This is a genomic window from Leptotrichia massiliensis (genome assembly GCF_900104625.1).
GTDB classification, from domain to species: Bacteria; Fusobacteriota; Fusobacteriia; order Fusobacteriales; family Leptotrichiaceae; genus Leptotrichia; species Leptotrichia massiliensis.
This window is the reverse complement of record NZ_FNVZ01000004.1, coordinates 150882-164445: the sequence shown is the minus strand read 5'-3', so window position 1 is coordinate 164445 and position 13564 is coordinate 150882. Positions and strand designations below refer to the sequence as shown.

Below are 13564 nucleotides of genomic sequence, written 5' to 3'. Positions count from 1 at the left end.
ATGGAAATAAAAATCCTTGCATTTTTTGTTAAAAAATAATACTTGCTTTTTCCCTTTCAAAAATTAAATTTTTATCAATTTTTTCATTCGCATCTTCCATAAAATCAATAAAGTGCTTTTGATTTTTAGATTTTTGATTCAGCATTTTCAGTTTATTTTTAGTTTCAGAACCGAGATGGTTGTCTTCTTTTAAAATATTTCGCACATCCTGATTCAGCACAAGTACTTCATTTATCGAAATTCTGCCGCTGTATCCATTGGAGCATTCACTACAACCTTCTCCCATACATTTCTGGCATTTTTTTCCAACCAGTCGTTGTCCAATCACGCCAATTAACGAATCTAATATCAAATATTTTGGAATACCCATATCCACTAGCCTGATTAATGTGGAAACAGCGTCATTTGTGTGAATTGTGGATATAACAAGATGTCCTGTTAATGCAGCTCTTACAGCAATTTCTGCAGTAACTTCATCACGAATTTCTGAAATCACTATAATATCAGGATCGTTTCTTAACGTGGCTTTTAAAACTTCAGCAAATGTTACTCCAATATTCTGATTTACCTGTATCTGAACAATTCCTTCAATTTTACTTTCAACAGGATCTTCTACAGTTATGATTTTTTTTCTTCCGTCATTTAACATAGTTATTAGAGATTTTAAAGTTGTGGATTTTCCAGATCCTGTCGGACCACTCACCAAAATCATTCCATATTTTCTAGTTAAAATTTCTTTTAACATTACTATGCTTTGATTTGAAAAACCAAGTGTTTCAAGATTTATATCTTCTAGATAATTTTCAAGAATACGTAAAACCATAGTTTCTCCACCGATTGTTGGCATGTAGGCAGCTCTTATGTCGTAGCGTTTATTAAGATTTTTTATATTAAATAAAAAAGAAAAGCTGCCATCTTGTGGCTTTCTTTTCTCTGCAACATTCATTCCTGCCAAAATTTTTATTCTGGCAATAATTTCGGTGATATTTTTTTCCAGCACTTTTTTATTCACAGTTTCATATAAGTTTTGGCTTTCCATAAGGTATCCATCAACTCGATACTTTATTTCCATTCCTTCAAGCAAATCAAATTTTATGTGAATATCACTGGCACGTTCCTTAAATCCAGCTTTTACAATTTCATTTAGATAAGAAACCGTATCATTTGATAATATACTGTTTTTATTATCTGCAAAGTCTTTAAGTTTTACTTTTTCGTTTATTTTTTTATTCATTGTCCTCAATTTTCCTTCCCGCTTTTATATTTTTACCTTTTATTTATTTCTTTTTAACACTTCCAGAATTAAATTCTTCCAGCACTACTTCTGTTTGTTTTGTCAATGTTTTAAATAATGCTTTTTTTATCAAATTGTACCATTTTAAAGTAGCACGTTGAGCGTCAATCCCCTTTAATGTTTCTTTTAGCTGCAATTTAAAAAAGTCAACTTCTTCGTAAGAAAGTTTTACATTTTTAGTTTTTTCTTTTTTATTTGCCTTTGTTATTTTTACTTCATTTTCTAAATATTTGAAAAAAGCAAATACATTTGGAAGCTGTTTTTCGTATTGCCCCATCATTTTTCTCATTTCCTCGATCATTCTTGTCAGATAACTTCTTGACATTTTAGAAAACGTAACATTAACTTTTCTTTTTCCTTTTCCAACTTTCTGCACAATCTGCTGCATTTTCGCTTGTGATTTTGCATTTATTAAATCCATATTGCTAACAGTATTTGGATTTACCATTTTTGCCATAAAAGACTCCTTTCCATTTATTATTTTTATATTTATAAAAATTTATTAAAATTATAATTATTCTACTCAAATATTTAACTTTTGTCAATTTAATCTTAAATATTATCATCTAAAATTATTGATTATTTCGTCAAATGCAATATTTCCTTCTCTTAATAATGTCAATTTTCCATCTTCATATTTCACAATTGTGGAAGGTTTTCCTGTTAGTTTCACTTTTTCATTTGAAATAATTATATCTACATTTTTTATTAGTTCTTGACTTAGATTTTCTACTTTAGTGACAGCATTTTCACCTGAAATATTTGCACTTGTGGTTAATAAAACGCCTCCAGATTTTTTTATTATTTCAAGGGTAGTTTCATTTTTTGGAATACGAATTCCAATTGTTTCCATATTTTTATCAAAATGTTTTGTAAAATTCTGATTTGCGCGAAAGATAACAGTCAACTCTCCCGGCCAATATTTTTTGAGGATATTTTCAATTTTTTTTATATTTTCATCAGTTTCGTTTATTAATTCTGCTAATTTATTTTTATCACTGATTAAAGCGATTATTTTTTTTGAGAAATCCCTTTTTTTTATTTTATAAATTTTTTCCATGTATTCTTTTTTGGGAAGAGTGCCTATTCCATAAACAGTGTCTGTTGGAAATATGGCAACCCCCCCATTTTTCAAAATACGTACTGCATTTTCAATTTTATTCATCATTATCATCGTCAACTGGCATTTCAAATAAGTCACTTATTGGACTATTTTTCGAAATTCTTTTTATTATTTCTGCAAACATTTTACTTGTTGATAAAATTTTTAATTTATCAAATTTTCTGTCTTCAGGTAATTGGATTGTGTCAGTTACTACAACTTCTGTAAAAGCTGAGTTTTTTAACCTTTCAATCGCAGGGTCTGAGAATACAGCGTGTGTAGCACATGCGTAAACTTCTGTTGCTCCTTTGTCAATTAGAGCCTGTGCCGCATTACATATTGTTCCAGCTGTATCAATCATGTCATCAATTAAAATAGCTTTTTTCCCTTTTATATCTCCAATAATGTGCATAACTTCCGAAACATTTGCTTTGGCACGTCTTTTATCAATTATCGCAAGTGGCGTATGTAGCCAATTTGCAAGTCCTCTCGCTCTTTTTACACCACCAACATCAGGTGAAACAACAACAGTGTCTTCTGGGTGAAATCCATATTTTATAAAGTGTTTAGCCAAAATTGGCAATGCTTCCATGTGATCCACTGGAATGTCAAAAAATCCTTGAATTTGTCTTGCATGTAAATCCATTGTGATTACTCTTGTAGCTCCTGCGACAGTAAGTAGGTTTGCAACAAGTTTTGATGTGATTGGCTCACGTGGACTTGCTTTTCTGTCCTGCCTTGCATATCCGTAATAAGGAATTATCGCAATAATTTCTCTGGCTGATGACCTTTTAATCGCATCAATAAAAACTAAAAGCTCCATAATACTTTCATTTACAGGTTTTGAAGTAGATTGGATGATAAACACCTTGCACCCACGTACACTTTCATTTGACTTTGCAAAAGTTTCTCCATCGGCAAATCTTACAATTTCAGCAGATGATAAATCCATATCCAAATATTTTACAATTTTTTGTGCTAGAACTTCACTAGATGATCCTGCAAAAATTTTTATTCTGCTTTTGTCCTCTTTGGTTAATGTTATCATTTTATTTCCCTTTCTCTCTTTATATTTTGAATTTTTATTAAAATGTTTTTATTATTAATTAACATTAAAATATACATTATAATTTTTGATTTTTTGACATTTTTATTTTTTAAAATATTTGTTTATTTTTTTTCTTTGTTAACCTGTTTTGCTCTTCCAAATGCCAATGCTTCATCTGGAATATCTTTTGTAATAACCGATCCAGCCGCTGTTAGAACTTTGCTTCCTATTTCAACTGGAGCTACAATTATTGAATTGCTTCCAATAAAGGCATTTTTTCCAATTTTTGTCTTATGTTTATTTTTCCCGTCATAATTGCAAGTGATTGTACCTGCACCGATATTCGTATTTTCCCCAACTTCAGCATCTCCAATATAAGTCAAATGCCCTGTTTTCACACCTTTTTGAAGCGTAGCATTTTTTATTTCCACAAAGTTTCCAACATGTACAGTTTCTTTCAAATGTGCCTTTGGACGTAAATGTGCAAAAGGTCCCACAGTTACCCCTTCCTCAAGAGTAGATTGCTCAACAACAGAAGCCTCTATTTTCACGTTATCAGCAATCACAGAATTTTCAATTCTTGTATTTCCCAAGATTTCGCAGTTTTTTCCAATTGTCGTATTACCTTGAATTGTAACATTTGGATAAATTACAGTATCTTGTCCAATTTCAACATTATCTTCAATATAAGTTGTATCTGGGTCAATCAGAATTACTCCGTTATCCATAAGTTCAGTATTTTTTCTGTTTCTTGAAATTTTACTTGCCTGTGCTAACTGAGATTTTGAGTTTACTCCTAAGATTTCATCTTCATCTTCAATTTGAAAGCTGTCAACTTTATAGCCTTCTGTCGATAAAATTTTTATAGCATCGGTTAAATAATATTCACCTTTTGAATTGTTGTTGTCAATTTTTTCTATCGCATAAAGCAGACTTTGATTTTTGAAAATATAGACTCCTGTATTAATTTCATCTATTTTTTTCTCATTTTCATTTGCTTCCTTTTCTTCAATAATGTTTGAAATTTTACCATTTTCCTTAACAATCCGTCCATATCCAAATGGATTTTTAACTTTACATGAAAGCACGATACAATCAAGATTTTTCTCTTTAAACACTCTTTTTAATTCTTCCAATGTTTTTTCTTTTAACAACGGTGTATCTCCATAAGTGATAAGAACATTTTCACCGTATTCCTTGATTTTATCCTTTGCAATTAGAATAGCGTGTCCTGTTCCAAGCTGTTCTTTTTGTGTGACATAAACGACATTTCCCATTTCAGCTAAAACATCTTCCTTTTTGTGTCCTAGAATAAAAATATTTTTTTCATTCCCGATATTTTCCAGCACATTGACAACTCTTCTAATCATAGGAACACCATTCACCTTGTGTAAAACCTTCGATTGATCGGACTTCATACGAGTCCCTTTCCCTGCCGCCAAAATTAACGAAATCATCATTCCTCCTTCAATTTAATTATTAACAATAAAATATTTGTTTTCATTTTACTCAAGCTATAAAAAATCTAGTGTTTAAAAAAACTCAAATTTTTGAGTTTAACAAAATTACTTTACTTTCTAATTATATCAATTTTTTCCGATTTATTCAAATGTTATGAAAAAGTTTTTTATTTGTTAAAATATATTGCAAAAAACTTTAACTTTAATGAGATGTAACCTTATATATAGCAATAATTTGTTATATAAAAAATATGAATATCTAAATAATTTATATTCAAAATTTCAATAAATTGAAAATTTTTATCCAATATTTTTAATTGTAATCTTTTATTTTCCAATTTTGTTACTATCCCAACTTTACTATCTTCAAAATCTTCATTGTCAATAAAAACAAATAAATTATTTTCCTGACAAATTTTTAAAATTGAAAGATAATCTAGACTGTTAATGTTTTCAAAATATTTATTTAAGTTTATTTTGTCAATATATTTAACTTCAGTAAATGGTTTAGATATTTCTTCAATAAATTCTTTTCGGATAACTGTTACAAATTTTTCAGTTGCAAAATCGAAAATTTCTTTTAAAACTAAAAACTTTTCATTTTCCATAACAATATTTCCAATATAGGTTTTTCCAACAAATAATTTAATTTTATGAATCTCAAAATCTTTATTTATTTTTTTCCTGTCAAAAAATTTTATTAAACGGATATAATTTTTAGAAATAATTTCTGTAGAAGTTATATTTAGATTATAATCCAGTATTTCCAAAAAATAGTTTTCTCCAATTTTTTTGGTAATATAGCAAATTTCTGTTGTTTCGTCCTTTAAATGTAAAAAAACTAAAGTTCTAGTCTTTATAATATTTTCTAAAATATCATCAATGGAATTTAAGTTTTTTGTATACAGCCATTCGTAACTGCTTTCCGTTTTATCTAATAAGTTGTTTCCTAAATTTTTTATATAATCTGAATCCAAAATAATTCTTTGAATTTTATCAATTTGATAAATTTTCATTCCATCTTCATTATTTTGAGTATCATAAGACTTTAAAAGCAAGTAATTGTCCCAAATTTTTAGAATATTTCCAACAGAAAATCCATCAGTATCAAATCTGTAAATTCCAATTTTATCTTTATTTTTTAAATTTAATAAAAATTTTTTCATTTTTTCTCCATCAAATAATTTATGTATGTACAATGATTCTAGTTTTTATTTATTTTTTTCCTCAATTTCAGTATCATTTTCATTATAATTCAAATGAATTCTTAAAGCTTCGAGTGAAATCTGAATTTCTAACAATGAAAATATTAACGAAATTATGAGCGATACCAAACTTATTGCAAAACTGATTTTTCCAATAAAATCTATCTGAAAAAACAGGAATAACATCGAAACCGCACACATTAACAAACTAAAAACCCCAAAATATTGCATTCTTTTAATGTACTTCAATCTTTTCCTCAGGTTTTTAACCTGATAAAATTCATGTTCTATTTCCCCGCTCGAATCCATCTGTCTAACAATCGCTGTAAGTGCCAAAAATCTGTTAGTATATGCAAGTAAAAGTAGAGATACAGTAGGAAAAAGAACGGCAGGTGTAGTAATTTCTAAAGTCATATTTTTTAGTCTCCTTAATTCATTTTTTTAGTGTTTTTTATTTAATATTATACATAATTTTTTCCAAATTTTAAACCCATTTCATTTTTTAGTTTAGTTACTCTGTAATTTACTTAAAAAATTACAAAAAATATAAAAACAATATTTTGGAACAACGGTTTATTTTATAAAAATAAAAAAGAATAGAAAGAAAAGTTAAAAAGTAATTGCAAATTTGGACTAGAAAATATATAATTATATATAGCTAGAATTTTATAAATGTAAGTTAAGTAAAGAAATTATAAAATTCTTTAATTTGGAGGGAAAAATGACAAAAAATATGAAAACAATGGATGGTAACCAAGCTGCAGCTCATATAGCATACGCATTTACGGAAGTTGCTGGAATTTATCCAATTACTCCGTCGTCAACTATGTCAGAGCTTGTAGATCAATGGGCATCATACGGAAAGGAAAATTTATTTGGAATGCCGGTAAAGGTTGTGGAAATGCAATCAGAGGCTGGAGCTGCGGGGATTGTACACGGATCGCTTCAGACTGGGGCTTTGACTACGACATTTACTGCTTCTCAAGGATTGTTATTAAAAATACCTAATATGTATAAAATATCTGGGGAATTGCTGCCAGGGGTAATGCATGTTGCGGCAAGGGCAATTTCTACACAGGCGTTGTCAATATTTGGAGATCATCAGGATATTTATGCGGCTAGAATGACAGGCTGGGCTATGCTTGCGACAAGTTCGGTTCAGGAAGTTATGGATCTGGCTGGAATTGCACATTTGGCGGCAATTAAGTCGAGAGTGCCTTTTATGCACTTTTTTGATGGATTTAGGACTTCGCATGAGATAAATAAGATAGAAGTTATGGATTATGAATTTTTGGAGAGTCTGCTTGATAAAAAAGCTGTGCAGGAATTTAGAGAAAGAGCATTAAATCCAGAAAATCCTGTAACAAGAGGAACAGCTCAAAATGATGATATTTATTTTCAGGCAAGGGAGGCTCAAAATAGATTTTATGAAGCTGTGCCTGATATTGTAAATGACTATATGAAAAAAATTAGCGAAAAAACAGGACGGAACTATGCACCTTTTGTTTACTACGGTTCAGAAAATGCTGAAAGAGTTATTATTGCAATGGGATCTGTAAATGAAACAATCAAGGAAGTTGTAGATTATCTTAATAAAAATGGCGAAAATGTGGGAGCATTGAATGTTCATTTATATCGTCCATTTTCTAGCAAGTATTTTTTTGATGTGATGCCGAAAAGCGTGAAAAAAATAGCTGTGCTTGACAGGACAAAAGAGCCTGGAGCATTGGGAGAGCCATTGTATATGGATGTAAAGGCACTTTACTATGGACGTGAAAATGCACCGGAAATTGTTGGCGGAAGATACGGACTTTCATCAAAGGATACAACGCCTGAACAAATTGTGGCAGTATTCAAGAATCTTGCACAAAAGGAACCTAAAAACAACTTTACAATCGGAATTATTGACGATGTTACATTTACATCCCTAGCACTGGAAGATGAAGTGTTTACTGGAAATGAGGATGTGAAAGGCTGTCTATTTTATGGTCTTGGTTCAGATGGAACAGTTGGGGCAAATAAAAATTCGATAAAAATTATTGGAGATAAGACAGACTTATATGCACAGGGTTATTTTGCTTATGATTCAAAAAAATCTGGTGGAGTAACACGTTCGCACTTACGATTTAGTAAATATCCAATCCGTTCTACTTACTTAGTTACAAAGCCCAGCTTTGTTGCCTGCTCTGCACCTGCCTATCTGGGAAAATACGACATGATTTCAGGGCTACGTGAAGGTGGAATATTTTTATTAAATACAATTTGGGATAAGGAAAAACTGTTAAAATATGTTCCAAATGAGATAAAAAGGGAACTTGCACGTAAAAAGGCTAAATTTTACTTGATAAATGCAACGGAAATCGCAAAGGAAATTGGGCTTGGAAATAGGACGAATACTATTATGCAGTCGGCATTTTTCTATCTTTCGGAAGTAATTCCTCACGATGAGGCGAAGCAATACATGAAGGAATATGCTGAAAAAAGTTATGGAAGAAAAGGACAGGATATTGTTCAAAAAAACTGGGATGCCATTGACAGAGGGATTGATGGGCTGGATGAAGTTGAAGTATTGCCTGAATGGGCAGATCTTGAAGTCGATGAAAAAATCATTGACGATGCAAAACCTGAATTTGTAAAAAAGGTGGCTGATCCGATTAACAATCTGAAAGGTGAAGAATTGCCAGTTTCTGCATTTTTAGGACGTGAAGACGGAACATTTGAGCATGGAACGGCAAATTATGAAAAAAGGGGAATAGCAGATGAAGTGCCAGAATGGCAGCCTGATATGTGTATTCAGTGTAACCAATGTGCTTATGTGTGTCCACATGCTGTAATTCGTCCTTTCCTGATTGATGAGGAAGAAATGGCAAAAGCTCCAGAAGGAATGCCGACAATAAAGGCACTGGGACGTGGAATGAACGACTTGAACTATAAAATTCAAGTATCGCCGCTGGACTGTACAGGATGCAGTGCGTGTGTAGACGTGTGTCCTGCTCCTCGTGGAAAAGCCATTGTTATGAAACCAATTCAATCCCAAATTGAAAGAAATGAAGTTGAATATACAGATTACTTATTTAACAATGTTTCATACAAGGACAAAATTTTAGGAAAAAATACTGTAAAAGGCTCACAATTTGCAAAACCGCTGTTTGAATTTTCGGGAGCGTGTGCAGGCTGTGGAGAAACACCTTATATTAAATTGGTAACACAGTTATTCGGAGAACGTATGATTGTAGCAAATGCGACAGGATGCTCTTCAATTTATGGAGCGTCTGCACCGTCAACGCCTTATACAACGGCAGAAAGCGGCTGTGGACCTGCATGGGCCTCTTCGCTGTTTGAGGACAATGCTGAATATGGATACGGAATGTTTCAGGCTGTAAACACAATTCGGCACAGAATTTTAAAAAGAATAAATGAAATAAAAGACGATGTTTCAACAGAACTTTCTGATTTGTTTACTTCATTTGCAGAAAACTTTAATAGTGGAGATAAAACTGCAGAAATGCGTGATGAACTGGTAGCTTTAATGGAAAAGGAAAAATTGGAAAATACAAATGAAATAGTAAAGAGCAATATAGATGAAATATTGGAATTGAAACAGTATTTAATCAAAAAATCCATCTGGATGTTTGGTGGAGATGGATGGGCTTACGATATTGGGTTTGGTGGGCTTGATCACGTTTTGGCTTCTGGAGACGATGTAAATATGCTTGTGCTTGACACTGAAGTTTACTCAAATACAGGAGGACAGGCTTCAAAAGCTTCAAAAGCAGGAGCAGTGGCAAAATTTTCTGCTTCTGGAAAGCCAACTAAGAAAAAGGACTTGGCAGCAATACTTATGACTTATGGGAATATTTATGTAGCGAAAGTGTCAATGGGAGCAAATCAAAATCAGACATTAAAAGCAATACGAGAAGCCGAAGAATATCCAGGACCATCAATAATCATTGCCTATTCACCTTGTATTGAGCATGGTATAAAGGCAGGAATGGGTAAATTCCAGACAGAAGAAAAACTTGCAACAGAAGTAGGATACTGGCCAATTTTCAGATATGATCCAAGACTTGCTGAAAAAGGGAAAAATCCACTGCAGTTAGATACACGAAATCCCGCTTGGGATAAATATGAAGATTTCCTATTAGGAGAACGAAGATATGCAACCCTAGCCTCAGAATTTCCTGAAAAAGCCAAAGAATTGCTTGAAGCAAACTTAAAAAATGCCAAAGACAACTGGAACTACTATAAACGAATGGCAGCAATGGATTATTCAACAGAAGAATAAAATTAAATTAAAATAAAATTTATTTTTTATAAAAAGAAATTCCCCTTTATTTTAGGGGTTTTTCTTATTTTTTAGAAAAAAATTAGAATAGCTGGCATTTATTTTGATGAGAAAATGTGGTAAAATTATTAAGTATAAAAATAAAAGGGGAAAATATAAAAGAGGAGATAAAATATGAGAAATACGAAATGGGCTGTAAAAATAATTCCTAATCCACGACAGGAGAGGGAATATATTGAAAGAGACAACAAGCAGAAAAATGATGAAAAAACAAAAAAATTGAAAAAAAGTAAGACTGAAAAACAGAATTTTGAAAATATAAATTTGAGTTCAGTAATTGATAATGATATTTTGAAAATACTTTATTCACGTGGGATAACTACAGAGAAGGAAATAAGAGAATTTTTAAATCCAAAACTTGAAAATATCCAGAATCCTTATGGACTGCAGGATATGGAAAAGACGGTTTTGGAAATTGAAAAGGCGATAAAGGAACAGAAGAATATTTGGATATATGGGGATTATGATGTGGATGGAATTACTTCGACATCTATTTTGTATATGGCGTTAAAAGAGCTTGGGGCAGAAAATGTGAATTATTATATTCCAATTCGGGATGAAGGGTATGGATTGAATAATGAAGCATTGAAAAAAATAAAAGAATCTGGGGCAGATTTGGTAATTACTGTGGATTGTGGAATTACAGCGTTTCCTGAAGTGGAGTTTGCAAATTCTATAAATTTGCCGATAATTATTACGGATCACCATAATTTACATGGGGATAAAGTTCCAGACGCTATTACAGTTGTGAATCCAAAACGTCCTGAAAATGAATTTTCCTTTGAATTTCTAGCGGGAGTTGGGACTATTTTTATGGTAATTCTTTGTCTTTATGAAAGAATTGGGAAAAAGGCAAAAGCATATAAATATCTAGATTTAGTAGCAATTGGTACAGTTGCGGATATTGTGCCGCTGGTGGAAGAAAACAGGATTTTGACTAAGTTTGGGCTGGAGCAGCTTAGCCGTTCTAAAAATAAGGGGCTTAGATTTTTACTGTATAAATTATTTAGTACGCAAAATTCAGATTTTAATGAGAAAATGGAATATAATTCGTATGATGTGGGCTTTATCATAGCACCTGTCTTTAATGCGGCTGGAAGGCTTAAAGATGCAAAAATGGTGGTAAAATTGCTAATTTCGGATAATGAAAGGGAAATTGAGATAATTGTAAAGGAATTGATTAATAAAAATTTTGAACGTAAAGAATTACAGAATGAAATCGTAGAAAAAGTGGAAAAACACATTGAAGAAAGCGATTTAAAGGAAGATTATGTGATTGTAGACTATTCGCCTGAATATCATCACGGTGTAATTGGAATAGCGGCTTCCAAGATTGTGGATAAATATTACAAGCCTGCGATTATCATTGAAGTGAAGGAAGATGAAGGAATAGCGGTTGGATCGTGCCGAAGCATTGGGAACTTTAATATTTTGGAGGCGTTACAGTCGATGCCTGAGCTTTTTGTAAAGTTTGGGGGGCATTCTGGAGCGGCTGGATTTACGATTGGAATAAAAAATTTGGAATTATTTAGGAAAAAAATAAATAAATTTGCAAAAACAAAACTAAAGGAAGAGGATTTTGTAAAAATAATAGAAATTGATAAGCAAATCCCGATTCAAAAGGTTTCTTACGAATTTTTCCAAATAATAGAACTGTTAAAGCCATTTGGATTTGGAAATCCAATGCCAACGTTCAGGACAAATAACGTACTTTTTGAAAATATAAAGTTCATTGGAGAAAATAAAAATCATATAATGTTTGATATAAAGCAAAAGGGATTTTTTAATAAAAATGCTGTCTGGTTTAATTCTGGCGAGTATTTTAAAGAGCTGAACGAAAATTTATTTTACGACATTGTTTATAAATTAAAGACGGAAATGTTTCAAGATAGATATTATACGAAAGTGTATGTTGAGGATGTGAAGGTGTCGCAGTTGAAGGACGATACTTTATCTTATTATCATTCACTTTTTAACACATCTTTTCCAATGAAGTCGGTATTTTATACAAATATTGAGCTGGAAATGGAAAAGAAAATTACAATGAAAATGGAATTTGACCAGGTTTCGCTTTTTCAAGGAAGAAAGTTCATTGGACGGCTTGATTACAGCATTTCCAACTTGTTAATACTTTTAAATAGGTATTATAACTGGAATTTTACTGTGAAAATGGAGGATGTAAAGCAGGCTTCAAATCATAATATTGTAAATATACTGATAAAAAGAGATTATAATTTCAAGTGTTATGATCACACGCAAATTGGCATTTTTAAGAAGATAAAAGAATTTTTGATTGGAAAAATGGAGTATAATTCACAGACTAAGGAATTGCTGGCACAGTTTTTTAAGCAAAATAAAAACTTGATTATAAAAAATATTTTTGATGAAAATGAAAAATATAAATACAAGATGTCAAATTTTGAAAACTTTTTACTAACAGTTGGAATTTATTATAAAAAAATGACTGATAAAAAAAGTCAGATTGTGATAAGTTCAGATAAAAATCCAGCTTTTAACAATTTTATAAAATCGTATTTTGATATAAATGAAGAATATTCGGAAAACAGTTATCCATTTACATTATTTTATAACTACAAGGATACAGAAAAGCTTGAAAATATTATAAAAACAGATTTTTCAATGCAAAATGAAATTTTTTATAAGACAGAAGATAAAAACGCTGTGAAAAGTGAAATTAACGAAGAGCCAAAACAACTGGAGTATAAAAAAGTTGAAAAAATAGAGTTTAAAAATAATGTGAATGTGGAAAATTCTGAAAATATTGTGGAAAAACAGCAGGAAAATACTGAAAAGTTAAGTGAAGCTGGAAAACAGGAAGTGGAGAAAAGATTTTGCATAATAATAAATTCTGAAGATTTTATGGTAAAAATAGATGATTTGGACAAAAATAATATTGAAGAGATAAATACGAAAATTGAAGTGCCAGAAAATATAGCATTTTTAGAAAACTCAACCAAGAAGGAGAGAAAAAATGCAAAAAATATTTTTGTAGAATATTTACCAATTGAAGAAAAAATAAAATTGAAAAAGTTGCTTACTGATGGAGAAAAGATTTATTCTGATTATTCGGTTAATGAGATTTTGTAAAA

Annotated in this window: 9 protein-coding genes; 2 read left to right on the top strand and 7 right to left on the bottom strand. The window is 31.1% G+C overall.

Features of this window, described 5'->3' with window-relative positions; genetic code table 11:
* Positions 1-28: 28 nt before the first annotated feature.
* The 7 genes from BQ5344_RS02100 to BQ5344_RS02070 form a co-directional block, all read right to left on the bottom strand.
* Positions 29-1234, bottom strand: coding sequence for a GspE/PulE family protein (locus BQ5344_RS02100; RefSeq protein ID WP_071123971.1), 1206 nt, complete (start codon positions 1232-1234; stop codon positions 29-31).
* A 43-nt stretch (positions 1235-1277) separates the two neighbouring features.
* Entirely contained in the window at positions 1278-1751 is a 474-nt protein-coding gene (locus tag BQ5344_RS02095; protein WP_021768990.1) for a hypothetical protein, read from the bottom strand.
* A 105-nt stretch (positions 1752-1856) separates the two neighbouring features.
* Positions 1857-2459, bottom strand: a complete 603-nt coding sequence (locus tag BQ5344_RS02090; protein WP_235846092.1) for an L-threonylcarbamoyladenylate synthase — start codon at positions 2457-2459, stop codon at positions 1857-1859.
* Complete coding sequence (locus tag BQ5344_RS02085; RefSeq protein ID WP_021768992.1) at positions 2452-3444, bottom strand: ribose-phosphate diphosphokinase; 993 nt, start codon at positions 3442-3444, stop codon at positions 2452-2454. Before BQ5344_RS02085 ends, BQ5344_RS02090 begins: the two co-directional genes overlap by 8 nt.
* Positions 3445-3566: 122 nt before the next feature.
* The gene (glmU, locus tag BQ5344_RS02080; protein WP_071123969.1) at positions 3567-4901 is read right to left on the bottom strand and encodes a bifunctional UDP-N-acetylglucosamine diphosphorylase/glucosamine-1-phosphate N-acetyltransferase GlmU; all 1335 of its coding nucleotides are present in this window, start codon (positions 4899-4901) and stop codon (positions 3567-3569) included.
* Between the two features lie 221 nt (positions 4902-5122).
* On the bottom strand, positions 5123-6070 hold the full coding sequence (locus tag BQ5344_RS02075; protein WP_071123968.1) for a hypothetical protein: 948 nt from the start codon (positions 6068-6070) through the stop codon (positions 5123-5125).
* Positions 6071-6115: 45 nt separating this feature from the next.
* Positions 6116-6523: a DUF2721 domain-containing protein gene (locus tag BQ5344_RS02070; RefSeq protein WP_021768995.1), complete on the bottom strand. Its 408-nt coding sequence runs from the start codon at positions 6521-6523 to the stop codon at positions 6116-6118.
* Positions 6524-6830: 307 nt separating this feature from the next.
* On the opposite strand from BQ5344_RS02070, the gene nifJ reads away from it, so the two are divergent.
* Together nifJ and recJ are read left to right on the top strand one after the other, a co-directional pair.
* Positions 6831-10394, top strand: a complete 3564-nt coding sequence (gene nifJ / locus BQ5344_RS02065) for a pyruvate:ferredoxin (flavodoxin) oxidoreductase (protein ID WP_071123967.1) — start codon at positions 6831-6833, stop codon at positions 10392-10394.
* 174 nt (positions 10395-10568) lie between these two features.
* Positions 10569-13562: a single-stranded-DNA-specific exonuclease RecJ gene (gene recJ, locus BQ5344_RS02060; RefSeq protein ID WP_071123966.1), complete on the top strand. Its 2994-nt coding sequence runs from the start codon at positions 10569-10571 to the stop codon at positions 13560-13562.
* Positions 13563-13564 lie beyond the last annotated feature (2 nt).

Bases quoted from the DNA above. Each gene is read 5' to 3' on its own strand.
- BQ5344_RS02070 (WP_021768995.1), bottom strand. From the start codon at position 6,523: ATGACTTTAGAAATTACTACACCTGCCGTTCTTTTTCCTACTGTATCT.
- BQ5344_RS02090 (WP_235846092.1), bottom strand. From the start codon at position 2,459: ATGAATAAAATTGAAAATGCAGTACGTATTTTGAAAAATGGGGGGGTT.
- recJ (WP_071123966.1), top strand. From the start codon at position 10,569: ATGAGAAATACGAAATGGGCTGTAAAAATAATTCCTAATCCACGACAG.
- BQ5344_RS02095 (WP_021768990.1), bottom strand. From the start codon at position 1,751: ATGGCAAAAATGGTAAATCCAAATACTGTTAGCAATATGGATTTAATA.
- glmU (WP_071123969.1), bottom strand. From the start codon at position 4,901: ATGATTTCGTTAATTTTGGCGGCAGGGAAAGGGACTCGTATGAAGTCC.
- BQ5344_RS02100 (WP_071123971.1), bottom strand. From the start codon at position 1,234: ATGAATAAAAAAATAAACGAAAAAGTAAAACTTAAAGACTTTGCAGAT.
- BQ5344_RS02075 (WP_071123968.1), bottom strand. From the start codon at position 6,070: ATGAAAAAATTTTTATTAAATTTAAAAAATAAAGATAAAATTGGAATT.
- nifJ (WP_071123967.1), top strand. From the start codon at position 6,831: ATGACAAAAAATATGAAAACAATGGATGGTAACCAAGCTGCAGCTCAT.
- BQ5344_RS02085 (WP_021768992.1), bottom strand. From the start codon at position 3,444: ATGATAACATTAACCAAAGAGGACAAAAGCAGAATAAAAATTTTTGCA.